At 67.7% G+C, this 20,972-nt stretch carries 20 protein-coding genes and 1 tRNA gene; 10 read left to right on the top strand and 11 right to left on the bottom strand.

The window, feature by feature from the left end; translation table 11 throughout:
- Positions 1-18: 18 nt before the first annotated feature.
- The gene (gene dcd / locus Q4V64_RS28175) at positions 19-594 is read right to left on the bottom strand and encodes a dCTP deaminase (RefSeq protein ID WP_124440466.1); all 576 of its coding nucleotides are present in this window, start codon (positions 592-594) and stop codon (positions 19-21) included.
- Between the two features lie 515 nt (positions 595-1,109).
- Between dcd and Q4V64_RS28170 the strand changes: the two genes are divergently transcribed.
- Together Q4V64_RS28170 and Q4V64_RS28165 are read left to right on the top strand one after the other, a co-directional pair.
- Positions 1,110-1,183, top strand: a tRNA-Gly gene (locus Q4V64_RS28170).
- 875 nt (positions 1,184-2,058) lie between these two features.
- On the top strand, positions 2,059-3,498 hold the full coding sequence (locus tag Q4V64_RS28165; protein ID WP_124440467.1) for an SIR2 family protein: 1,440 nt from the start codon (positions 2,059-2,061) through the stop codon (positions 3,496-3,498).
- Positions 3,499-3,504: 6 nt separating this feature from the next.
- Here the strand turns inward: Q4V64_RS28165 and Q4V64_RS28160 are convergent, their stop codons facing one another.
- The 5 genes from Q4V64_RS28160 to Q4V64_RS28140 form a co-directional block, all read right to left on the bottom strand.
- Entirely contained in the window at positions 3,505-4,656 is a 1,152-nt protein-coding gene (locus Q4V64_RS28160) for an XRE family transcriptional regulator (RefSeq protein WP_124440468.1), read from the bottom strand.
- Positions 4,657-4,691: 35 nt separating this feature from the next.
- A complete protein-coding gene (locus Q4V64_RS28155) occupies positions 4,692-5,342 on the bottom strand; it encodes a hypothetical protein (protein ID WP_124440469.1) in 651 nt (216 codons plus the stop codon).
- A 200-nt stretch (positions 5,343-5,542) separates the two neighbouring features.
- Entirely contained in the window at positions 5,543-6,694 is a 1,152-nt protein-coding gene (locus tag Q4V64_RS28150; protein WP_124440470.1) for a site-specific integrase, read from the bottom strand.
- Positions 6,694-6,906, bottom strand: a complete 213-nt coding sequence (locus Q4V64_RS28145; protein WP_124440471.1) for a helix-turn-helix domain-containing protein — start codon at positions 6,904-6,906, stop codon at positions 6,694-6,696. The genes Q4V64_RS28150 and Q4V64_RS28145 overlap by 1 nt, the downstream gene beginning before the upstream one ends.
- A gap of 134 nt (positions 6,907-7,040) precedes the next feature.
- Positions 7,041-7,298, bottom strand: a complete 258-nt coding sequence (locus tag Q4V64_RS28140; protein WP_124440472.1) for a helix-turn-helix transcriptional regulator — start codon at positions 7,296-7,298, stop codon at positions 7,041-7,043.
- A 513-nt stretch (positions 7,299-7,811) separates the two neighbouring features.
- Between Q4V64_RS28140 and Q4V64_RS28135 the strand changes: the two genes are divergently transcribed.
- The 6 genes from Q4V64_RS28135 to Q4V64_RS28110 all read left to right on the top strand — a co-directional run bounded on the left by Q4V64_RS28135 (position 7,812) and on the right by Q4V64_RS28110 (position 15,152).
- Positions 7,812-8,735 carry a hypothetical protein gene (locus Q4V64_RS28135; RefSeq protein ID WP_124440484.1) on the top strand — a complete coding sequence of 308 codons (924 nt, stop codon included), beginning with the start codon at positions 7,812-7,814 and terminating at the stop codon, positions 8,733-8,735.
- Complete coding sequence (locus tag Q4V64_RS55290) at positions 8,732-9,424, top strand: ATP-binding protein (RefSeq protein ID WP_124440483.1); 693 nt, start codon at positions 8,732-8,734, stop codon at positions 9,422-9,424. The genes Q4V64_RS28135 and Q4V64_RS55290 overlap by 4 nt, the downstream gene beginning before the upstream one ends.
- A 1,105-nt stretch (positions 9,425-10,529) precedes the next feature.
- Positions 10,530-10,871: a plasmid mobilization relaxosome protein MobC gene (locus Q4V64_RS28125; RefSeq protein WP_124440473.1), complete on the top strand. Its 342-nt coding sequence runs from the start codon at positions 10,530-10,532 to the stop codon at positions 10,869-10,871.
- A complete protein-coding gene (locus Q4V64_RS28120; protein WP_124440474.1) occupies positions 10,868-12,610 on the top strand; it encodes a relaxase/mobilization nuclease domain-containing protein in 1,743 nt (580 codons plus the stop codon). The genes Q4V64_RS28125 and Q4V64_RS28120 overlap by 4 nt, the downstream gene beginning before the upstream one ends.
- A 145-nt stretch (positions 12,611-12,755) precedes the next feature.
- Entirely contained in the window at positions 12,756-13,571 is an 816-nt protein-coding gene (locus tag Q4V64_RS28115; protein WP_124440475.1) for a sulfite exporter TauE/SafE family protein, read from the top strand.
- A gap of 357 nt (positions 13,572-13,928) precedes the next feature.
- Positions 13,929-15,152, top strand: a complete 1,224-nt coding sequence (locus Q4V64_RS28110) for an IS110 family transposase (RefSeq protein WP_124445779.1) — start codon at positions 13,929-13,931, stop codon at positions 15,150-15,152.
- A gap of 215 nt (positions 15,153-15,367) precedes the next feature.
- Here the strand turns inward: Q4V64_RS28110 and Q4V64_RS28105 are convergent, their stop codons facing one another.
- From Q4V64_RS28105 to Q4V64_RS28090, 4 genes are read right to left on the bottom strand one after another with little or no spacing between them, the layout of a single operon-like run.
- A complete protein-coding gene (locus Q4V64_RS28105; RefSeq protein ID WP_124444843.1) occupies positions 15,368-15,550 on the bottom strand; it encodes a DUF397 domain-containing protein in 183 nt (60 codons plus the stop codon).
- Positions 15,551-15,560: 10 nt separating this feature from the next.
- On the bottom strand, positions 15,561-16,415 hold the full coding sequence (locus tag Q4V64_RS28100) for a helix-turn-helix transcriptional regulator (RefSeq protein WP_172629551.1): 855 nt from the start codon (positions 16,413-16,415) through the stop codon (positions 15,561-15,563).
- Between the two features lie 7 nt (positions 16,416-16,422).
- Positions 16,423-16,947: a DUF6879 family protein gene (locus Q4V64_RS28095; RefSeq protein ID WP_124444842.1), complete on the bottom strand. Its 525-nt coding sequence runs from the start codon at positions 16,945-16,947 to the stop codon at positions 16,423-16,425.
- Positions 16,919-17,326 carry a hypothetical protein gene (locus Q4V64_RS28090; RefSeq protein WP_124444841.1) on the bottom strand — a complete coding sequence of 136 codons (408 nt, stop codon included), beginning with the start codon at positions 17,324-17,326 and terminating at the stop codon, positions 16,919-16,921. Before Q4V64_RS28090 ends, Q4V64_RS28095 begins: the two co-directional genes overlap by 29 nt.
- Positions 17,327-17,690: 364 nt before the next feature.
- Between Q4V64_RS28090 and Q4V64_RS28085 the strand changes: the two genes are divergently transcribed.
- Complete coding sequence (locus tag Q4V64_RS28085) at positions 17,691-18,416, top strand: ATP-binding protein (protein ID WP_124444840.1); 726 nt, start codon at positions 17,691-17,693, stop codon at positions 18,414-18,416.
- Positions 18,417-18,921: 505 nt separating this feature from the next.
- Complete coding sequence (locus Q4V64_RS28080) at positions 18,922-19,893, top strand: hypothetical protein (protein ID WP_124444839.1); 972 nt, start codon at positions 18,922-18,924, stop codon at positions 19,891-19,893.
- Here Q4V64_RS28080 and hemC read toward each other — a convergent pair.
- Positions 19,883-20,824: a hydroxymethylbilane synthase gene (gene hemC / locus Q4V64_RS28075; RefSeq protein WP_124444838.1), complete on the bottom strand. Its 942-nt coding sequence runs from the start codon at positions 20,822-20,824 to the stop codon at positions 19,883-19,885. The two genes, Q4V64_RS28080 and hemC, sit on opposite strands and share 11 nt — an antisense overlap.
- Positions 20,825-20,972: the final 148 nt, after the last annotated feature.

Below are 20,972 nucleotides of genomic sequence, written 5' to 3'. Positions count from 1 at the left end.
TCGCCGACTCCCCGTCCGTCACACCTGGGTCCGATGGAAATTGAGGAAGGACCGGGAGGCGGTGGGCCCCCGCTGCCCCTGGTACCGGGACCCGTACCGCTCGCTGCCGTACGGGTGCTCGGCCGGCGAACTGAGCCGGAACATGCACAGCTGCCCGATCTTCATGCCGGGCCAGAGCTTGATGGGCAGGGTGGCGAGGTTGGACAGCTCGAGCGTCACATGCCCGGAGAACCCGGGATCGATGAAACCGGCGGTGGAGTGGGTGACGAGCCCGAGCCGCCCGAGCGAACTCTTGCCTTCCAGCCGCGAGGCAAGATCATCGGGAAGAGTAATCACCTCGTAGGTACTGGCGAGGACGAACTCCCCGGGATGCAGGATGAACGGCTCGTCCCCCTCCGGCTCCACGAGCCGGGTCAGATCCACCTGCTCGACGGACGGATCGATGTGGGGGTACCGGTGATTCTCGAACACCCGAAAATACCGATCAAGCCGTACATCGACGCTGGACGGCTGCACCATGGATTCGTCGTAGGGATCGATCCGCACACGCCCGGCGTCGATCTCGGCCCGGATGTCCTTGTCTGAGAGAAGCACGCCCCGAGGATACGCAAGGCGCGCGGACCGACCACCATCGGACGACCGCGCGCCTGTGCTGCTCCTACTGCTGCCCGCTCCCTTACCGCTTCTCCAGGCTCACCGGCACCACACTGCGGAGCCGGGCACACCGTGGACATCGGACGAGCCGACCGGGGCCGAGCCGCTCGGCCTGCTGCATCGGGAACGAAGCGGTGCTGAACACGTGCCCCTCGGCACAACGGACGACGGTGCGCTCCATCAAGTCGCTTAAGTCCCTTCCCCAAGAGCCGCGTCTGGCTGCTGCTTGCCTGACGACAAATGCCACATTACGGGATCAAAGGAACGACTCTCCAGGCGGCACCCCGACCCACCCGGACCCTCTCCCACCCCTCCACCGTACGCCCCAACTCCCGCCCCCCGCAGCCCGGTCACCCGACCTCAAACGTCCTCGGGCCCCACGGCTTCAGCACCGGGGGCCCGACATGAGGTAAAGTAACGACGCGTTCCGACACCGGTCCCGACCGGCGTCTTACGCGGGTGTAGTTTAATGGTAGAACATCAGCTTCCCAAGCTGAGAGCGCGAGTTCGATTCTCGTCACCCGCTCCAGAGAGAAACCCCAGGTCAGCGGCCTGGGGTTTGTTGGTTGTCTAGACCAATTCGAGGGTGTCGCGCCCTCCGCGTGCTCTAAGTCGAGGCTGAAGAGTCACCCAGAGGGCTTTCCGCGGCAAATCGAACACCGCAAGGTCGAGCCATCTCAGATCGCGAGATGCATTTCGAGTGATCCGCGCCACACTCGAGCCGAAGAGCGGTAAATCGCTTGCGCAAATATTGAGCTCGCCAGTCGAGCCCGAGGATGTGCGCGCCGGCCGACAGCCGGCACCCTCACCCCGACATTCACACCGCCGGCCCGTGAGGCAATCGCCCTCCGTATCCATGCGCGCCCCCGAACGGGCACCACGCGCCCCACTGCACCAACGCCAGTCCCGCAGGACAGTTATCGTCGCCCTGACGAAATTGGAGTAGGGTGCGGCCAGGGTGACGGCACCGTCGACCGAGGTGCCGCTTGCTCAGCAACGAGGAGCGCATGATCATGGCACCTGATGGGACATCAGCAGACGGAGCATCCGCCGGGGCTCCGCTTCCAGTGCCCGCTGGAACGGCTATGGATCCAGCAGTGGCGCTGTCACTCAACGTCCATGCCAGCCCAGGGGTATACGCGCTCCTGCTGGGCTCCGGTGTTTCACTCGCCTCCGGCGTGAAGACGGGCTGGGGAATCGTCCAGGACCTCGTCGGCAAGGTCGCTGCGGCGCATGACCCTCAGGACCCAGACGCGGCCCACTCTGCTGCTGAGGATCCGGAGGGCTGGTGGCAGGAGAAATTCGGAGAGTCCCTGAGCTACTCCGGGCTCTTGGCCGCTGTCGCCCCGACCCCCGCCGCCCGGCAGGCTCAGCTCGCTGGCTACTTCGAGCCTGAGAAGGGCGATGAGGGAGGCAGCGGCAAGCTGCCTACTGCTGCACACCGCGCGATCGCAGCTCGTCAAGCGCGGCAGTATCCGGGTCATCCTGACCACGAACTTCGACCGGCTCATGGAGCATGCGCTACAAGAAGTGGGGATCTCCCCGCAAGTCGTCCACAGGCCAGACCAGGCGGAGGCCATCAAGCCGCTGGTGCACAGCTCGGTCACGATCATCAAACTGCATGGCGACTACGCAGATCTCGACCAGCGCAACACTGTGGACGAGCTCGGCACCTATCCGGAAAAACAGCAGCATCTACTGGATCGGATCCTGGACGAGTACGGACTGATCGTGTGCGGTTGGTCGGCCGACTGGGACAAGGCACTCGTGCGTGCTGTGCAAGGAACGCGCTCGCGCCGGTACCCGATGTTCTGGTCCCAGTACGGGGCTCTGGGCAGCGCAGCCCAAGGGCTGACGGCACAGCACTCAGCCGCGATCATCCAAGGCATGACCGCGGACGAACTGTTCACGGACTTGCTACGGCGGCTCGAAGCACTCGACCACATGTCCACTCCACCCATCAGCCGGGACATGGCTGTCGTACGTCTCAAGCGGTCGCTCGCCGACCCGGTACGCCGCATCGAGGTCTTCGATCTCGTAGACCAAGCCGTCACTCAGATCGTCGGCAACTCAACCTTCGAGCGTCGCCCGCTCGGCGGCGTGAAGTACAGGGACAGGCTCGGAGAGTATCGAGCGGACAGCGACATCCTGCTGCATCTGCTGGCCAACGGCGCCTTCCACGATGACGGCAGGCACGACGGGATCTGGCTCCGGGCACGGGACCGGCTGGCCCGCATCCGCAATAGCTTCTCCGGCTCGTTCAACGACGCGCTGGAAGCCCTGCGGCACTATCCGGCTCTACTGGCCACCTGGACCATGGGAGTTGCCTTCGTCCTGGCTCGCCGTGAAGAGAACATCGCACATCTTCTGACGCAGCCGGCGTGGACGCCGGTGTTCGGAGACAGGGAGCCCGAGCAGGCGGCCGTCTACCTCAACCCTGGCAGAGTGCTGAGCCACGAGCTCATCAATGAGATATTCAAGGCAGACACGGGAACCACCTACCTGTACCCACAGAGTCACATGCTCCGGCAAGATGCACGAGAGGCTCTGCGGCCGGTCGAACCCGACGACTCTGCCTACGAGTTCGCCTGCAACAGGTTCGAGTTCCTCGCGTCCATGATGGCTCTCGACTTGGGATCCGGATTCAGGGCCTATCCGTGGGCGGGTGAGTTCCTCCTCGAATCCAGCTGGGGTTATACGAACGGCTTGGCCACTGCCATTGAACAGGAACTGACTCCTGCCTGGCCCCTACTTCAGGGCGGGGCATTCCAAGGTGATCTCCAACGTGCGCAAGCTGCCTACGAGGCTCTCACCGAGTGGAAGGCCAAGAACCCTCGGTGGTAGTGAAGCTCAGCGCACTACAGAGAGCCTGGGCCGCTCATCCGTACCTCTTCGCTGCCCACCCCCATCCTGCGCAGTGACGATCAGCCCAAAGAACAGATCGTTGAGATCGGCGGGATGCAGATGCAGCTCTCGGGCCACATCCACCGGACGCGTTCCCTCGTTGCGCAAGGCCGTAAATACCTTGCCCAGCACTTGGGAGGTTTCTCGGGCCACTCCGCTCCGAGGCTCCGCCTTGCGGTAGCCGAGGCGCCCGAGTTCCACGCAGTGGGTTCGGTACTGCCACTCGGTGGTCAGGCCCAGTTCGTGCAACCGATGAGCGAGAGCCATGGCGGCGACTTTCCAGCGGCGCTTGGCCTGAAGGATCCAACTAGTGCTAGCCCCACGGGGGGCGTAGGCGAGAACATCCGCGTGCGGCATGAGGAACGCGGCCGCAAACCTGTGCGCCTCGGCCTCAGCCTGTGGGCCGTGCGGCATCTGTTCTTCGCCGTGCAGGACGAGGTGTCCGAGTTCATGGGCCGCGTCGAAGCGTCCGCGTTCTGCGGTCTTCTCTGTACTCAGGAGCACGAACGGGATCCCTCGGTCCCAGAAGGAGAACGCATCGACCTCCGCACAGTCCCGCGAGAGCGAGAAGACGCGGACACCGTGAGCCTCCAGCTGGTGCACCACGTTCGGGATCGGGGCGTTTCCGAGCCCCCATCGGGCTCGTACCAGTGCGGCAGCTTCCTCTGCGGGACAGTCCGTCCCCGCCGCCTCCCCTGGGTGGGGGATCTGCTCCTCGTCCGAGCCCAGGCGGCTGAAGGAGGTCAACGACGGGATGTCAGGAGCCGGCAGGCGGAAGTGTGCGCCGATCCAGTCCTGCAGCACACGCGCCAGCCGCCCAGAGCTGAGGGCGATGTCCCGCTGGGAAGCCGTCATTTTGCTCAGGGCACGGAAGCTCACCGAGTCGACCGTCAGCTCGGCGACCTCCTCAGCGCTGAAGAAGGAAGGCGGGAACTCCAGCGCCGTCGCGATCGCCTCCAGCGACGGCGGGCTAGGAACGGCTCGTCCGTTCTCGAAGTCGGACAGCCGACGCGGCGTCAAGCCGGCAACCTGAGCGAGTCGGGTGACGGTCAGTCCTCGACGCTTGCGCGCCAGGACTAGCCGGGATGCGGTGGTCATGGGAGGAGCCAAGTGGAGAGGTCTGGGCAGGGCGGTCAGGACAGGCGTTCGATCGGGATGTCGATGCCGCCCTGGTCGTCGGCGTCGTCGACGAACGGAGCGAAGCCCTCGAAGTCGATCCAGGGGAGGATGATCCGCTCGTACCAGCTGCTGATCTTGCCACGGTTGCCCGTGTCGTTCGGAAATGACAGCTCCGCGTGGAGCCGCGTTCCCTGATCGGTCTTCGAGTGGTGGTAGAGCAGGAACCAGGTCGGAATGCCGTCCCCAGCGTCCTGCTGCTCGGGCTGAGGCTCTGCCTGGCCGAACAGCAGCAACTGCCGGTTGGCCTCCACCCGCTTCATCACCGCGTTGCCCTTCGGATAGCGAGTGGCAGGCGTTAGTGCTGCATACCCTGTCTCAGAACTGCCGCTGGACGCCGTGATCGCGAAGTCACCGGAGGGTGCGACGAGCAGTGGAACATTGCTGGGGCTGGCGCTGGTCCACCCATCACGAATGTAGGTCTCCCGCAGAAAGCGGATCGTACGGCCCCAGAAGATGTTGCCGGGCAGCGAGACCGGATCCAGGGGCGTGCAGAAGTTGCGCTCAGACTCGGCCCGGCGCAGGGCGTCCTCGATGGCCTCAACGGACAGCCCCAGCTCGGCGAGCCGGTTACGGACCCCGAGGTCCTCCGCGTGGACGACAGTCATGGCCAGCCTCTCGACGCACCTCACTCGACTTCCGGAAATCCTCCCTCAAATGAGGTTGAAAATCAAGAAATGAAGCTGGTCAGCGCCGTACACCGCTGCTCCTGGGCATCGCACGGCAGAGATCGCGCCAGCGAAACCGCAGCTCGGCGGACTTGGGACCCGACCGAGCCGGCCCGATCCCACGCGCGGGCAACAGCGTCCTACGCCTCATGAGCACGCTGCTCGGCTCTCGCCGCCTCACGAAGCTGTGCACGTACCTCGACGTCGATCCCCTGGGCCAGCCTCCTCTGGTGCTTCGCAGTCGAGTGCTGATAGATCAGCTGGGCCCGTTCCGAGGACTGGCCGGCGCGGACCATGAGGTCCTTCAGCTTGGCGCCGGTGTCGGCGGCAAGGGTGTTGCCGGTGTGCCGGAGGTCGTAGAAGCGGAAGTTGTCCGGCATGCCGACCTTGGTGCGTGCCTTGCGCCACTTCCGACCGAAGGTCGAGCGGCGGAAGGGGGCGCCCTTCTCACCAACGAAGAGGAGGCCGTCCGCCTCCTTCTCCGCGAACCACTGCAGGTGGCGGCGCAGCTCCGGGAGGAGGAGATCGGGCAAGTAGATGGTGCGTTTGCCCGCGCGGGACTTGGGATCGCCCGTGACCCGCTTGCCGTTCGTCAGCTCGGGGGACGCGTGTGTGACGCTCAGCGAGCATTCGTCGAAATCGACGCTGTGACGGCGCAGTTCGGCCAGCTCCTCCGGGCGGAGGGAGGCGAAGGCGCCGAGCAGGACCATCAGGCGCCAGCGCGGGCCCATGGCGTCGGCGAGGTCGAAGACCTGCTCGATGGTGGCGGTGGGGCGCTCGTCGGCCTCCTCCTTGCCAGCGCCCTTGATGCGACAGGGGTTGCTGCGCAGGAGGTCGTCGTCGACCGCCGTCTGCAGGATGGCCTTCAGCAGGCGGTACGACTTGGCGACCGTGGTGGCGCCGGTCGCCTTCAGCCGCTCGGCGCGCCATGTGCGGACGGAGGGCGAGGTGATTTCGTCCAGGTCCTTGCCGCCGAAGATTGGCAGGATATGCAGGCGCAGCAGGCCGTCGTAACGGTCGAGCGTGGTCGGGGCCAGGCCGCGCTCCTCCATCCAACGGAGTGCGTACTTCTCGAAGTTGATGGCGCCGGCGTCCGGGTCGCGCCAGTGGTTGCGCTCGATGTCGGTACGGGTGAGGTTGAGCCAGTCCTGGGCGTCGGACTTGGTCTCGAATGTCTCCGGTGCGGTGTGCCGTTGCCCGTCTGGGCCGAGGTAGCGCGCCTGCCATCGGCCGGAGGCGAGCTTGCGTACCGTGCCGAACTCGCGCCGCCTCTGCGGCTTGCGTCCCGCCATCAGGCCGCCTTCCCGTAGCGGGCGCGGATACGGCGTACCGGCTCGACGGTGTGCGCATCGACGTACTCGGCGACCGCGCTCTCGGGGATGCGGACGGGTCGACCGATCTTGACGTAGCGGATACGGCGCTCGGCGATCAGACGGCGTATGAAGCGCTCGCCCGTGCCGAGTTGTTCGGCGGCCTCGGCCACCGTCAGGAGGCGGTCAGCCATTCAAGATCACCTCCTCCGCGGCGGGTCGCTGGGGGCGGGCGAGGGCAGGGGGTATAGCGGGAAGGCGCAAGGGCGGTGGGTCCTCACTCAGGTGCGGGATAGGAGAGACGAGCCTCGGTAGGGCAGCCGGCGGTTCAAGCGGCGGGCCGGCCGCGCAGGAGCACGGGGGCTGAGACGTGAAGCGCTTCGGCGATCGCGATGAGGTCGTCAACGTCGCATCGGCGCTGAGCGCGTTCGATGCGGGACAGCATGGTGTTGGACATCGGGTGGCCGAGCGCGGTCACGCGGCCGGCGAGCCGGCGTTGCGACAAGCCACGTTCCATGCGGAGGATTTCGATGGTGCGGGCCACGTGTATTCCTGCGGGTCCGATTTCCAGTGAGCGTGCGGGCATGACTCCAATTGAAGCGTCCATTCGCCGGTTTGGTTAACCGGCGATCGTGGTCTATGTTCCGCTCGCGCGGTTCGCTGCGGAGCGGTTTCCCGGGGTCGGTAAGGGCCGAGGACCGACATGGCGATCGGCGCTCTGAGGGTGCTTTGACGTGGGGTGTTGTGTTGTAGCTTCCCCGCTGGCGGCACGTCAACGGCTTCCCGATGTGATGCTTTTGGCTCGGCGTCCAGAGCAACTATTTCGCCAACCGGGGATAGTGACCTACAGTTTTGGTACCGCCCTCTCCTCCTGCTTTTTCGGCAGCCTTTCTGCCGTAAGAGATTGCGCTGGACTGGGCTGGACTTGCGCGGCCTGGGTGTGGCTATGTTGACGACACCCCCGGAAAGCGCGAGCGGCCATCAGCGCGCCCCGCGCCGCCGGCTGGCCAACTCCCTGCCCCCTGACGCCCGTACCACCACGAACGACGGTGAGCCGTGGGTGCCCGCCCACCTGCAACCGAGTGAGGACCGCCCCCTCTTGGCGCGAATCCGTACCATCAAGCCCGAAGCCTTCGTCTCCGAGTCCCTGGCCGCCGTCTCCCTGACCGCCGAGCGCACCTTCCTCGGGCTGCTCACCCAGGCCGACGACCAGGGCCGCCACCGCGACCACGCCGCGATCGTCGCCGGACAGCTATGGGTCCTGCGCCCGGAACACGGGCCCTCGGACGTCGAGACGGACCTCGCCCAGCTCGCCGACGCGGGTCTGATCTGCCGCTACAAGGGGCCGGACGACAAGCGGTACCTGCACATCGTCACCTGGCACCAGCATCAGAAGATCAACCGGCCCAGCAAGAGCCGCCTGCCCGACTGCCCGCACCACAACGCCCCAGTCGGTACCGCACCTGCTGGAAGCGTCGGTGTCACTGAGCCCTCGCCGCCGCCTCACGGAGCCCTCCGTGAAAGTGCCGGCGGGAGTCACGAGCCCGCGTTGAATTCGGAGCCCGCCCGCGAAGTTGCAGGTCAGGGACGTTTCACTGAGTCCTCCGTGAGGGAGCAGGAAGGACTCGGTGAGGCAGCAGTGACGTCTCACGGTCCGGATCTAGGACCTAGGATCATGGATCTAGGAGATACCCCTTCGGGGGGCGCAAGCGCCCCCGCCCCCGCCCCCGACACCGTCTCGGCCGAGCAACTCATCGCGGAGTACGCCGCCGCTTGCCGCCACCACCCGCCCAAGGACGTCTTGGGCCATCTCGGCCGGGAGGTGCACAAGCTCCTCGGCGAGGGCATCGCCCCCGCCCACATCCGGGTTGGACTCGAGCGCCACCGCGCCAAGGGCCTGCACCCCAGCACCCTGCCGAGTCTCGTACACGAGGCCATGAACGCCGCCCCCGCCGTGCCGGTTGTCCACAGGGCGTGGACGAACCCCACCGACGTGGCCGCCGCCTACGGAGGTGAACTCTGACCGCCACCCTCACCCGCGAGCCCCACCGGGTCGGCCCACTCGCCGACCGGCTCAACGGCATCCTGGCCAGCCGCGGCATCGACCCCGGCACCTCCGCCGAGGAGCCGCCGACCGAGCCCGTCTCCGCGCTGGAGCTGGCCGACGCCCGCATCCCCGCCCGCTACCGGCGCGCCCTGGCCGACCACCCGCAGGTCACGGCCTGGGCCGACCAGGTCGCCCGTGCCGGACGCCCCGGCCCTGGCGGACCGGGTATCGCCGAGGGTCCTTCGCTGCTGATCGCCGGCCCCACCGGAACCGGCAAGACCCACCAGGCGTACGGCGCCGTCCGCGCTCTCCTCACGCGCGGAGTCCGCCTGCGCTGGGAAGCCACCACGACCGCCGACCTCTACGCCCGCCTGCGCCCCCGCGCCGGCCACGACGCCGAGCGCGACCTGCAGACCCTGGCTCGCTGCCCGCTGCTGCTGCTCGACGACCTCGGCGCGGCCAAGACCAGCGAGTGGACCGAGGAGCTCACCTACCGGCTGATCAACCACCGGTACGAGCACCTGCGCCCCACTCTGATCACCACCAACCTGCCCATCCCCGAGCTGCGCACCGCGCTCGGGGACCGCGTCGCTTCCCGCCTCGCCGAGATGACCGAACGCGTCGTCCTCACCGGACCCGACCGCAGACGGCACACCCGGACCTGACCATCCTGAGCCGCATGGCGGGACAGAGGTCGGGGACCGGGGACCAACAACTGCGGACCAACTGGGGACCGGGACCAGGGAGCCGGGGACCGGGGACCGCCTCGGGACCAGGACCACCTCGGGACCGGGGACCGGGGACCGGGGACCGGGGACCGGGGACCGGGGACCGGGGACCGGGGACCGGGGACCGGGGACCGGGGACCGGGGACCGGGGACCGGGGACCGGGGACCGGGGACCGGGGACCGGGGACCGGGGACCGGGTCCCGGACCAGCCACCTCTCGGGGACCACGCCGGGGACCGGTCCCCTGCTGGCCAACACGGTCCCCGCCGTTCGGCCAGCCGGACGGGACCACGGTACGACGGGGCGGACCAGGAAACACGCAGGTCACGCCGCTAGGCCACGACCAAGGGTCGTAGTGGTCCGGAGATCGGAGCGTGGGCCAGGCCAGGTCCAGGCGTCGATCGAGGCGGGGCCAGCTCAGGGGACCGGGGACCGCGGACCACCCGGGGACCGGGGACCGTCCCTTGCAGCCGCACCGGGACCGGGACGGTCCCCCTGACGCCATGTCAGGGGGGCCGTCCCCGACGAACGTCTCGGCTGGTCCCGAACGCTCGGGGGACCGTGGGCCACATCGCTTCGAGGACCGGTCCCCACGATCTGTCCGCTGGTCCGCACGGACCACACCGCCTCGCGGTCCCGGAACCAGCTCCAGCGTCAGTCGAGTCGGCTCCAGTTCCTACCTCGGTCACTGTCCCGCCCCCGGAATCCGTCCAGAACGGGCGGCACAGCACCCCCCTCATCACGCAGACCCAAAGGAGAACTGCACGTGCACAACCAGCAACATGAACGCCCCACCGCCCAGCAGGAGACGACCACAACGCCAGCGTCAACGCGAGCAAGTTGTACCGGGAGCAATGCTCCCGGAGTTCCCGCCCCGAGGGTGGCGGAAGCAGCCCGGTGCCAGGGGGCACCGGACCGTCAGGCTGCGACCGAGGGCGGACCGCAGCCGGGAGGGAACCGGCAGGCCGAGACCCTCTCGAAGAGACGTCAGCGCGCGCGTCAGCCAAAAGAGCGCAAGCGCTTGAAACAGCCGAGCTGCCGTATGAACGATTCCGAGTTCAAGCGTTTCACCGACGCAGCCGCCCACTGCGAGATGTCGAACGCCGCCTTTCTCGCCTACGCCGCGGACAAGGCGGCTCGCGACCTGACCCGCACCGCCGCCGAGATCGCCACCGAACGGGAGGTCATCGACGAACTGTTCGCCGCCCGTCGGCACCTGGGCCGCATGCACGGTCTGTTCAACCAGGTCGCCAAGGCCCTCAACTCCGGCGCCGACGCACCCCACCTGGATGCCGCGGCCGAGGCGGTCCGAAGCGCCGCCCGACGCATGGAGGAGGCCGCCGATGCCCTGCTCGCCCACCGCGACGGCGGTGCCCCTGCGTGATCCCCAGCATCCACAAGCGCGGCAGCGAGACCATCGGACTGATCCGCTACTTCTACGGCCCCGGCACCGAAGAGGAGCACATCGACCCGCACCTGGTGGCCGCCTTCGACCCGCTCACCCCCGACCCCGGCCGCGACCCGAAAGCCACCTACGAGCAGCTTCAGCGCCTGCTCGACCAGCCCGTCAACGCCTTGCCCGCCAGCAAGCGCCCCGAGGAGCACGTGTGGCATCTGTCGGTGCGGGCTGCCTCTGAGGATCCGATCCTGTCCGACGAGGACTGGGCGGCCATCGCCCGCCGTATGGTCGCCGCCACCGGCATCGCCCCCGACGGTGATGAGCAAGCCTGCCGGTGGGCAGCCGTCCGCCATGCCGACGATCACATCCACATCATCGCAACCCTTGTGCGCGATGACGGCCGCCGGCCCCGTCGGCACAACGAGGCCCGTCGCGCCCAGGCCGAATGCCGCCGCATCGAAGTCGACTGCGGGCTGCGCCGCGTCGCGCCCGGGGACGGCACCGCCGCCAAGCGCCCCACCAGCGCCGAACTCCACAAGGCCGAACGCGAGGGCAGGGAGCAACCGGCGCGCGAGGAACTGCGCGAAACCGTACGCCGTGCTGTCGCCGGGGCCACCAGTGAGGAGGAGTTCTTCGACCGGCTGGCCTCCGCCGGCCTGCTGATCCGCAAACGCGTCGCGCCCTCCGGCGACCTGCTCGGCTACAAGGTCGCCCTCCCGGACAACCGCAACGGAGAGAAGGAGCCAGTGTTCTACGCGGGCTCCACCCTCTCCCCCGACCTGTCCCTGCCCCGCATCCGCAAACGCTGGTCCGGCGACAGCGACGCCGCCAGTCGAAGCGACAGCGCACCGTCCGCAGGATCCTCCGGCCCGGAGCCGACCGGCCCGGCGCCGACCGGTCCGGCCGCCGCGCGGCGCAGTGCTGCCACCGCGGCGTGGCAAGCGCTGCTGATCATCGACCACGGTGACGACGGCCAGGCGGCCGCGCACATCGCGGCGGCCGGGGAGGTCCTGGACGCGCTCGCCAAGACCTCCGCCGCCCACACCCGCACCGAACTACGCGAGGCAGCCTTCGCATTCGAGCGGGCCACGCGCTCCCACATCAAGGCCGAGCGCGGGCACGACCGCGCCCTGCGCCATGCAGCCCGCGACCTCGTCTACAGCGGCCCCGCGCTCGGCCGCGGGGAAGACGGCGCCACCACCGCGATGGTGATCGACATGGCGTTCTTCCTCGTCACCGCAGCCGCTCACTGGCATGCGAAGAAGGGGCACGCTCAGCAGGCAGCCGCTGCCCAGGAGGCCGCCGAGCACCTGCGCGCCGCCTATCGGGCCGCTGCCGACGTCCCGTTGGGCGTGCTGTACCAGCGGGGCCGGGGCCTGTCGCGGACCCTGCGCCAGAGGCAGACTGTCCGCCTGCGTCAGGCGGTGCCGGAGCTGGCGGATCAGATCCTCGCCGAACCGGGCTGGCACGCGCTGGCCGCCACGCTCGCCGACGCCGAGAGCGCCGGCCATGACCCGACGGAGCTGCTGACCGAGGCCACCGCGCGGCGGGAGCTGGACACCGCCGGTTCGATCAGCGACGTGCTCGCGTGGCGCCTGCGACGCATGGCCGACCTACCCGCCGACGCCGCCCGTATGCCCGAGCACACCCCCGCTGCGGCGAAGGACGGAAGTACTGTCCGGCGCTCGCCAAGCCGACACGACGGGCCGCGCAACGCACGGTAATCCGGGGCATACGCCGGTGCCCCTGCCGTGGCAGAAGGCACCGGTAGGGGAGGAGCTACAGCCGGCGTAGCGGCGCGCGGTACGTTTTCCTCCAGGTGGGCCGCACCACGGTGGGCATGGCCCGTGACCAGGGAGTGGGGCCGGTGTGGTCACCGCGGAGAAGGACGTATCGGCGCGGATAGTGCGGTCGACGCCGCTTGTGTTTGCCGCCGGAGCTGCGGTGGGCCTCCTGGGCGGGATGGTCGGGCTGGGCGGAGCGGAGTTCCGTCTGCCGCTGCTGATCAGCCTCTTCGGTTTCGCCGCACTGGCGGCGGTGATCCTCAACAAGGCGATGAGCCTGGTGGTGGTGCTTGCCGCCTTGCCGGCCCGCCTGACTGCTGTACCGGTCTCCGAGCTGGCCGCGCACTGGTCCGTCGCCGTGAACCTGCTGGCCGGGAGCCTGCTGGGCGCATGGGCCGGAGCATCGTGGGCAGTACGGATGCGCAGCTCCACCCTGTACAAGGTGTTGGCGGTCTTGATGGTCCTCATGGCCGCCGCCCTGCTGGCCACCCGCATAACCACCATGGGCACGCTCGACCTGCCGCGCGGGGCTCAGCTGGTCGCCGGCGTCGTGGCCGGGTTCGGGATCGGCGTGGTCGCCGCGATCATGGGCGTCGCCGGAGGCGAGCTACTGATCCCCACGATCGTGCTGCTGTACGGGGCGGACATCAAGATCGCAGGCAGTCTGTCGCTGCTCGTCTCGTTGCCGACCATGCTGGTCGCCTTCGCCCGCTACAGCCGCGACGGCAGCTTCGCAGTGCTGGGCTCGAACCTGCGGTTCACCACGATCATGGTCACAGCGTCAGTCACCGGCGCCGTACTCGGTGGCCTTCTGCTCGGTGTGATCCCGGACCTGATACTCATCCCAGTCCTGGCCGTGATCCTGTTCGTCTCCGCGATCAAGCTCGCTCGCCACGACTGAACCCGTCGGTCCGGCAGTAACCACTGACGTGAGATACGGCGAGAAGTCGCAGGCCACAACGCCGGCGTATGCAGCGGAGCGCGAGGCCCCGTTACCTTTTTCGTGGCCCCGCAATGGGGCGCCTGGCCCCCGGGTCCGGTATGGCTGTGTGCCCCCTGTCGTACGGATGACCTGGGGGGTGTTGCCGCCGGGCTTCGGGGCACCGCTTGACCGCTGATGAGGGGCCTGACGACCGCCTGGTCCGGCGCAATGCCGGGCCGTTTCACTGGTGGCATGTCTGCGTAACGTGGTTGCCGGCGTGTGGTGCCGCAGGGACGGCCGGGAGTTGAGGAGACGAGTGGCGAGGGGCACGCGTACATGGTCGACACGACCGCGATAGATCTTTTCCTCGGCCTGGACCTGGGCAAGGAGTTCCACCACGCCCACGGCCGGACCGAAGACGGCAGAACCGTGCACGACAAGCGGCTGCCCAACACCGAGCCGAAACTGCTGGAGCTGTTCACCAGGCTGGTGGCGAAGTTCGGCACTGTCCTGGTGATCGTGGACCAGGTCGCCAACATCGGCGCGCTGCCGCTGACGGTGGCCCGCGCGGCCGGCTGCCGGGTGGCCTACCTGCCCGGGCTGTCGATGCGGCGGGCCGCCGACCTGCACCCGGGCGAGGCCAAGACCGACGCCCGCGACGCGTTCGTGATCGCCGAGACCGCCCGCACCATGCCGCACACCCTGCGCGCGGTGGACCGCGACGACGAGGTGCTGGCCGAGCTGACCATGCTCACCGGCTACGACAACGACCTGGCCGGCGAGGTCAACCGCGCCACCAACCGGCTGCGCGGCCTGCTCTCTCAGATCCACCCCTCTCTCGAGCGTGTGCTCGGCCCGCGCCTGGCCTACCCCTATATCCAGGCGCTCCTCCAACGGCACGGCTCCCCGGCGAGACTGAGGAAACTGGGCCGGGCCCGCTGCGAGGCCCTGCTCAAGGTGCACGGTTCGCGCAAGGCCCACCACCTGACCGCAGAGATCTTCGACGCGCTCGCCGAGCAGACCCTTGTCGTGCCGGGCACCGAGGCATCCGCGCTGATCGTGCCGGGACTCGCCGCCCAGCTCGCCGCCGCCCACACCCAGCGCCGCCAGGCCGAGCAGGAGATCGCCGCCCTGCTGGAGGCCCTCCCTCTTTTCCACCTCCTGACCTCCCTGCCCGGCCTGGGCGTCAGGACCACAGCGGCCGTGATCGTCGCGATCGGCGACGGCACCGGCTTCCCCACCGCCGGACACCTCGCCTCCTACGCCGGACTCGCCCCCGCCACGAAGTCCTCGGGCACCTCCATCCGCGGCGAGCACGCACCCCACCGCGGCAACCGGCTCCTCAAACGCGCCCTGTTCCAGGCCGCGTTCGCCGCGATCGGCTGCAAAGCCGACCCGTCCTCCCGGATCTACTACGACCGGCAACGCGCACGCGGCAAGACCCACACCCAGGCGATCCTCCGCCTGGCCCGCCAGCGCGTGAACGTCATCCACGCCATGATCCGCACCGGGGCCCTCTACGAAGCACGCACCCCGAACGACGTCGACCTCGCCGCCTGACGACTCCACCGCCCCTACCCTCCAAGCCCCATCACGCCCGCGCACCGGCACGGCCACTCCGGCCCTGCCGGCCACCGGGATGCCCATCAGCCACCCGATCCGCCAGGAACATCCCGCTTCGCGGGACGTTCCCGAAAACCACGATCAACCCCTACAAGCCGACCCCCCGGGGTTGACGAAACAGATAGGGGCACCCCCCAGGAGCGCGCCCAGTGCTACGCCTCCTTGGCGTATTCGACGAATGCCGCCCAGCTGTCTCGCTGGACGGCCAGGATTCCCCGACCGCGCGCCTTCGTGTCCTGAACCATCACGTGCTTGGGGTCGTTGTCGGCTACTTCAACGCAGTTCTCCGTCCCGGTGTAGGAGCTGGTACGCCAGTTCGGGGCTACGGGCTGCATCTTTGGTCTCCTAGTCGCTCGGCATCTGATCGAAGTGGTGGATCGCTGTGAGGATGAGGTCTCGGACTGCGGTCCCGTAGACCGCTGACTGCTTCAAGAGAGCGAACGCCTTGGTGTACAGCTCGATTTCTCGGGGCTGGGTGACGGAGAACTCCGCCGAGTAGGTCTCAACGAGGACGAGCTTGTCGTCGAACATCGAGAAGGAGTTGCCGGGCCAGATGCCCACAGGCGCGGATCGGGGGATGATGCCCAGACTCAGCCGGGGAAGCCTCATCACCGCCAACAGGCGGTCAAGTTGCCCCTTCATCACCTCCGGGCCGCCGAAGTTCGTGTAGAGCGCCTGCTCGCCGAGCACCACGTTGAAGATCCGATTGCCCTGGTACAGGTATTGCTGCCGTTCGAGGCGCTTGGCGGTGGCGGCTTCCGCATCGTCGGGGATCTCGTAGTAGTCGACAACCTGTCTGAACGTCTCAGCCGCGTAGTCCGCCGTCTGGAGCGTTCCCCACACCAGCGTCGGGTGCCAGATGCGGAAGACCTTGGTCTTGGCGTAGACCGGCAGGGCCTTGCGCTGCCGTCGTTCCGCCCCGGTCTGCAGCTGCCGACGCCACTCCAGCCACAGCTCGTCGATGTGCCGCACCGTGGCTATCAAGTCATCTACGTGCTCTTGCCTGTTGGTCTTGATGCACCAGACACGGATGTCGTCTTCGCTGGGGTTCTGCTTGCCGTTCTCAAGCCGGGACACCTTGGACTCCGCCCAACCGGTGGCCACGGCGAATGCCCGGCCGCTCGCGAATCCGGCGTCCTTCCGGAATCCGCGCAGCCGGGCACCCAGCGCCTCGCGTGCTTCTTGAGCTTGATTATTCACTGATGGGTCAGGGCTTGTACTCGGCGTGTGGGATGGCGGCGGCCCAGAGAAGGTCACGCACGCGGACACACTCCGCCACAGTGTCCGGGTCCTCGACGATTTCCGACCCCAGCACTCGACCCTCGGGGTCGAAGTGGCCGACGGCGAGGAGACGGTCGTCGTACAGCCACCAGTCGTTGCCGCCGACAGGGAAGTCGATGCCTTCCGGCAGCTGGTGCCGCGGAAGCCATCGGATGTCCTCGCCGGCCTCCAGATTGAGGTAGGTCAACGAGTGCTCCCAGCCGACGTACTGGGAGTGAGGCTCTGTGATGACCCGTACGCGCCTGACGGTCTTCCCTTCGCCGGAGACGCGCTTCATGAGCGTCATCCAGGGGTCGAGCCAGGCGTAGTCGTCAGGTTCGCCCCGCTGCCACCGCGCGTAGGGCGTGTCCTCGATGGGAGATCCGTAGTCGTCCCTCAGCTCCAGGTGGAAGGCGTCGCGTTCGAAGCTGTTGAACAGCTCGTCACGCTGGGCTGGGGTGATCAGGTCCACCGTTCTCCTCCAGTAGGGCCGTGATCGAGGACTTGGGGACCTCGATGCAGGTCTCATAGTCGGGCATCCGCATCTGGCTCAGCGCCTCGGGATCGGTCATCTCCGGGCCTTGCAGGATGCACGTGTCCTGTTCCGTGACGAGCATGATCGGGGCGGTGAAGCTCTTGATCTCGCCGATCGCGTGTCCGTCCTTCGTCAGGTGCTCGAACAGCTCCGGCGGTACCTCGATCACTGTCTGTCCTTCGGGCACGTCGAGTTGCATGAGCAAGTCGTTCGCGAACACCTGCCAGCCTTGGATGACGTAGCTGTCCTGGTCACTGGCGTACAGGGTGGGGCTGTCTCCGGGTGTGGAGTTCTTACCAAGGAACCGTAGCTTCACGGCTGCTCTCCCGTCCGCTGCCTTGCGCTGGTTTGCGCGACACAACGATGGTCTGTGAGGCATTCGATGCCGTCAATCGACTTGCTGCAAACTCGCGCAATCTCCTTGGGAGTTGGGAGACAGCAGTCCTACGGTCGTTCCCAAGCCCGAGCAACCCCAAGGGAAGACGACGGACGCGCCTCGATACGGCGCCGAGAGCAACCTTCCTGCCCGTGATGTGCGGAGGACAGCGATGGCCCTTGCCCTGCAGAGTGCAACCGCTCCCGAGGCGACGCGCGGGAGATTACGGAGCGCTTCCGGCGGCATAGCCGGTGCTAATCCGCCGCAGGGAAGGGTTCCGCAGATACGCGGTCCGGGGAGAGACATGGACCAGCCCGCTCGCTTCGTCATCTCATGCACCCGCGCGCCGGAACGAGTGCGGCAACTGCGTCGAATCAGTGCCGCTCACCTCCGCCTGTGGGGAGTCGGTTCCTGCATCGACACAGCCAACCTGCTCATCAGCGAGCTGGTCACCAACGCCCTCCGGTACGGCGAGACGGAGGACGTCAGCTTCTCCGTCTCGTACTGGCGGGGCGAGGTCCGCATCGAGGTGGCTGACGGAACTCCGGGTCGCCCTCAGGTGAAGAGACCGACCGACGACGAGGAGAGCGGTCGCGGCATGCTGATCGTCGAAGCCCTCGCCGAGGACTGGGGCACCAGCGGGGACGGCACCCTCACGTGGTGCACCATCGCCGTACCGCAACCGGTGGTGCCCAAGTCGGGGTTCTGGTGCGAGTGGCGCCAGGAAGACGGCAAGCAGCTCGCCCTCGCGGCCATCCCCACTCCGGAACGCGCGATCCGCTGGGCTCGCATTCAGATGCGCGTCATCGCCTCGGCCATCAACGCATCGCTGGTCGGCTACGTCTGGGACTGGCTGTCCGACGGATGGCGTGAGCCCGCCGAGGCTCTGAAGAACGGCGAGGAGTTCACGCTCCCCCTCTCGGCCGGCCGGTACAAGTTCGTCTGGCACGCCCGTCCGGTGCTCTTCGTGCCCGTCGTCGGCGGAACCCCTCTGCCTCACCTCGCGGAGGAGGAGCCGGAATGGGACTGAAGCCTCGCGAGCTGTGGGGCCGCTTCGACTGGCAAGACGGGAGCTGTTTCCGGTGCGAGCAGACCGGCGTTCCCGTGGCCGAGGTCGGCGAAATCTCCGTGGCAGGCAGGGCCTTCCCCCTTGCCGCCTGCCAGTTGTGCGTCTTCAGGCTCGAACAGCTCCACTACACGATGAGCGAACGGGCCGTTCGCCGGCAGAGCACTCCCAGCCCCACGCCCGCACAGCCTCACCCCATCAGCCAGTGGACCACCAGCGCGCCGCTGGACAGACCGCCCGCCCATGTCGCGCAGGAGGACGGCCGTGCCCCTGGGCGGGCCTCAAGCCCCCGTCCCTGCCATTCGAACTGGAGGTTCCCTCTGACCTCAGAAGGGCAGGTCGCGGCAGGGACGGGGCCACCATCCGTCATCTCGACACACACAGACCCCCGCCGGCATGCACCAATCCGCATATCTCCCTGTGCCTGCCGACGGGCCCATCGCGCCACCCGACGAAAGCGAGGGACAGAATGAGCGTCACCGCGCCACCCGCCCGAACCCATGGAGCCACAAGCCCGCTCCGCAGTCGTCCGGCTGTTCGCCGCTTCCTCGAAGGCCCATCGCTCGACCCGGCCGACCTGTCCATGGTCTTACTGGTCACCGAGGAAGAGGCGGACCGTCCCATGCCGACCCTCACGGTCGCGCAGCTTCCCGCAGTGATGCACCAGGCAAAGCGGCTCGGGATTCGCTCCGTCAAGGTTTTCGCCGAGTCCACCCAGCGCGACGCCGCCGGGGAGTTCTCTGTCGTACCGGATGCCCTCATGGCCCGAGCGGTGCGGGCGGCGAAGGACGCAGAACCCGAGATCGCCGTCATGACGGAGACCTGCCTGTGCTCGTACACCGACACCGGTTTCTGCTACGTCACCGACCGGCACGGCCGCCCGGACATCGCCGCCACCACGGACGTCACCTCCCGGCAGGCCGTCGCGCACGCGGCGGCGGGAGCCGACATCGTGGGCCCGGCCTCCATGGTCGTCGGGACTACCAAGGGCGCCCGCGAGGCGCTGAACGCGGCAGGGCACGAGAGTGTGTCGATCATGCCGCACGTCATCTTCTGGAGCAGCCTCTACGACGGCTTCCGGCTCACGATGGGCGCCACCCCGCAGGCGGGCTCCGACCGCGAGTTCCAGATCAACCCCGGCAAGCCCGAGCAGTTCATCGACACCGCTCTTCAGCTCGTCGGCGACGGCGCGGACATGCTCCTCCTCGAACCCGCGATGTTCAGCGCCGACGTCCTCACCGAGCTGAGGAAGCCCACGCTGGCGCCGCTTTTCCCGTTCTCGGTCTCGGGCGAGTTCACCACCCTCTCGCATGTGGACAGCACGACCGGCAAGCGGGACGTGCGCCGGCTGGTGGAACTCTTCACCATGCTCAAGCGGGCCGGGGCGGAGGCCAGCATCACGTACGCGGCGCTGGACATCGCCCGCCACCTCAACGGCTGACCGCGGATTCGCCTCGAATCGCGTCAAGGATGGAACGCGCGCCCTGGTCGATCAGTTCCGCGGCCAGGGCCGCACCGAGCTTCTCCGGCTCGCCCATCGGGCCGGACAGGGTGCCCTCGACCCGCCGCGCACCGTCCAGCGATGTGACCTGAGCGAAGAGCGAAAGGGAGCCATCCGGCCGGGTCTCCGCGTACGCGCCCACGGGCACGCTGCACCCGCCGTGCAGCTCGGCGAGCAGGGCCCGCTCCGCCCGCACGTGGGCGTCGACAGCCTTATCTCCCACGCTGGAGAGGATCTCTTGGAGTTCACGGCTGTCGTCTCGGACCTGAATGCCAAGAGCGCCCTGTCCGGGCGAGGGCGGGAAAAGGTCCAGGGGCAGTAGTTCGCTAATTGCGTCGTCGAGCCCCAGCCGCCGAAGCCCTGCCGCCGCCAAGACCACTGCATCGAGGCTCATGGTCTCCATCTTCTTCAGGCGAGGCGGTACATTCCCCCGGATCGGTACCACTTCGAGGTCCGGGCGGACAGCCAGGAGCTGAGCAATTCGCCGAGGAGCACCAGTTCCTACCCGAGCTCCCTTTCGCAGGCCGGACAGTGTGGAGCCGCACAAGGCGTCTCGTACATCCTCACGACCAGGGGGCGGCAACAGAGTCAAACCGGGCGGGTTCGCAGTCGGCAGATCTTTCAGGGAATGGATGACGACGTCCACGTCTCCCCTGCTCAGCGCCGCCTCCTGCTCAGAACTGAACGCACTGCCACCACTGATCGCCGAGACAGCGGAAAGCCGGGACTTTCGGTCCTTGTCGCCGCCTTCAAGAATCACCCGATGCGTGAACGTAACGCTCGGGAAACGCTCGCGAAGCGGGGCAAGGTATTCGCGCACCTGCACCTTAGCCAGATTGCTGGCGCGCGAACCGACCAGATACGTTTTCACGGCGATCAACTCCCGACAGGCGACAGTCTGTCAAGTCATGTTAGCTCTCGCCTAGTTGTGCTTTTCCCGACCATTCGTCGGAAAAGCAAAAACAACCGACCTGGCCTGGCGCTTTCGTTCTCGAAGAACTTTGCTGATATCCGTCAGG

The sequence above is a fragment of the Streptomyces sp. NL15-2K genome (genome assembly GCF_030551255.1).
GTDB lineage: Bacteria > Actinomycetota > Actinomycetes > Streptomycetales > Streptomycetaceae > Streptomyces.
Note: the sequence above shows the minus strand (reverse complement) of the source record. Positions and strands in the feature narration are given on the sequence as shown.

Bases quoted from the DNA above. Each gene is read 5' to 3' on its own strand.
- Q4V64_RS28165 (WP_124440467.1), top strand. From the start codon at position 2,059: ATGAGGGAGGCAGCGGCAAGCTGCCTACTGCTGCACACCGCGCGATCG.
- Q4V64_RS28160 (WP_124440468.1), bottom strand. From the start codon at position 4,656: ATGACCACCGCATCCCGGCTAGTCCTGGCGCGCAAGCGTCGAGGACTG.
- Q4V64_RS28155 (WP_124440469.1), bottom strand. From the start codon at position 5,342: ATGACTGTCGTCCACGCGGAGGACCTCGGGGTCCGTAACCGGCTCGCC.
- Q4V64_RS28150 (WP_124440470.1), bottom strand. From the start codon at position 6,694: ATGGCGGGACGCAAGCCGCAGAGGCGGCGCGAGTTCGGCACGGTACGC.
- Q4V64_RS28145 (WP_124440471.1), bottom strand. From the start codon at position 6,906: ATGGCTGACCGCCTCCTGACGGTGGCCGAGGCCGCCGAACAACTCGGC.
- Q4V64_RS28140 (WP_124440472.1), bottom strand. From the start codon at position 7,298: ATGCCCGCACGCTCACTGGAAATCGGACCCGCAGGAATACACGTGGCC.
- Q4V64_RS28125 (WP_124440473.1), top strand. From the start codon at position 10,530: ATGAACGATTCCGAGTTCAAGCGTTTCACCGACGCAGCCGCCCACTGC.
- Q4V64_RS28110 (WP_124445779.1), top strand. From the start codon at position 13,929: ATGGTCGACACGACCGCGATAGATCTTTTCCTCGGCCTGGACCTGGGC.
- Q4V64_RS28105 (WP_124444843.1), bottom strand. From the start codon at position 15,550: ATGCAGCCCGTAGCCCCGAACTGGCGTACCAGCTCCTACACCGGGACG.
- Q4V64_RS28085 (WP_124444840.1), top strand. From the start codon at position 17,691: ATGGACCAGCCCGCTCGCTTCGTCATCTCATGCACCCGCGCGCCGGAA.
- Q4V64_RS28080 (WP_124444839.1), top strand. From the start codon at position 18,922: ATGAGCGTCACCGCGCCACCCGCCCGAACCCATGGAGCCACAAGCCCG.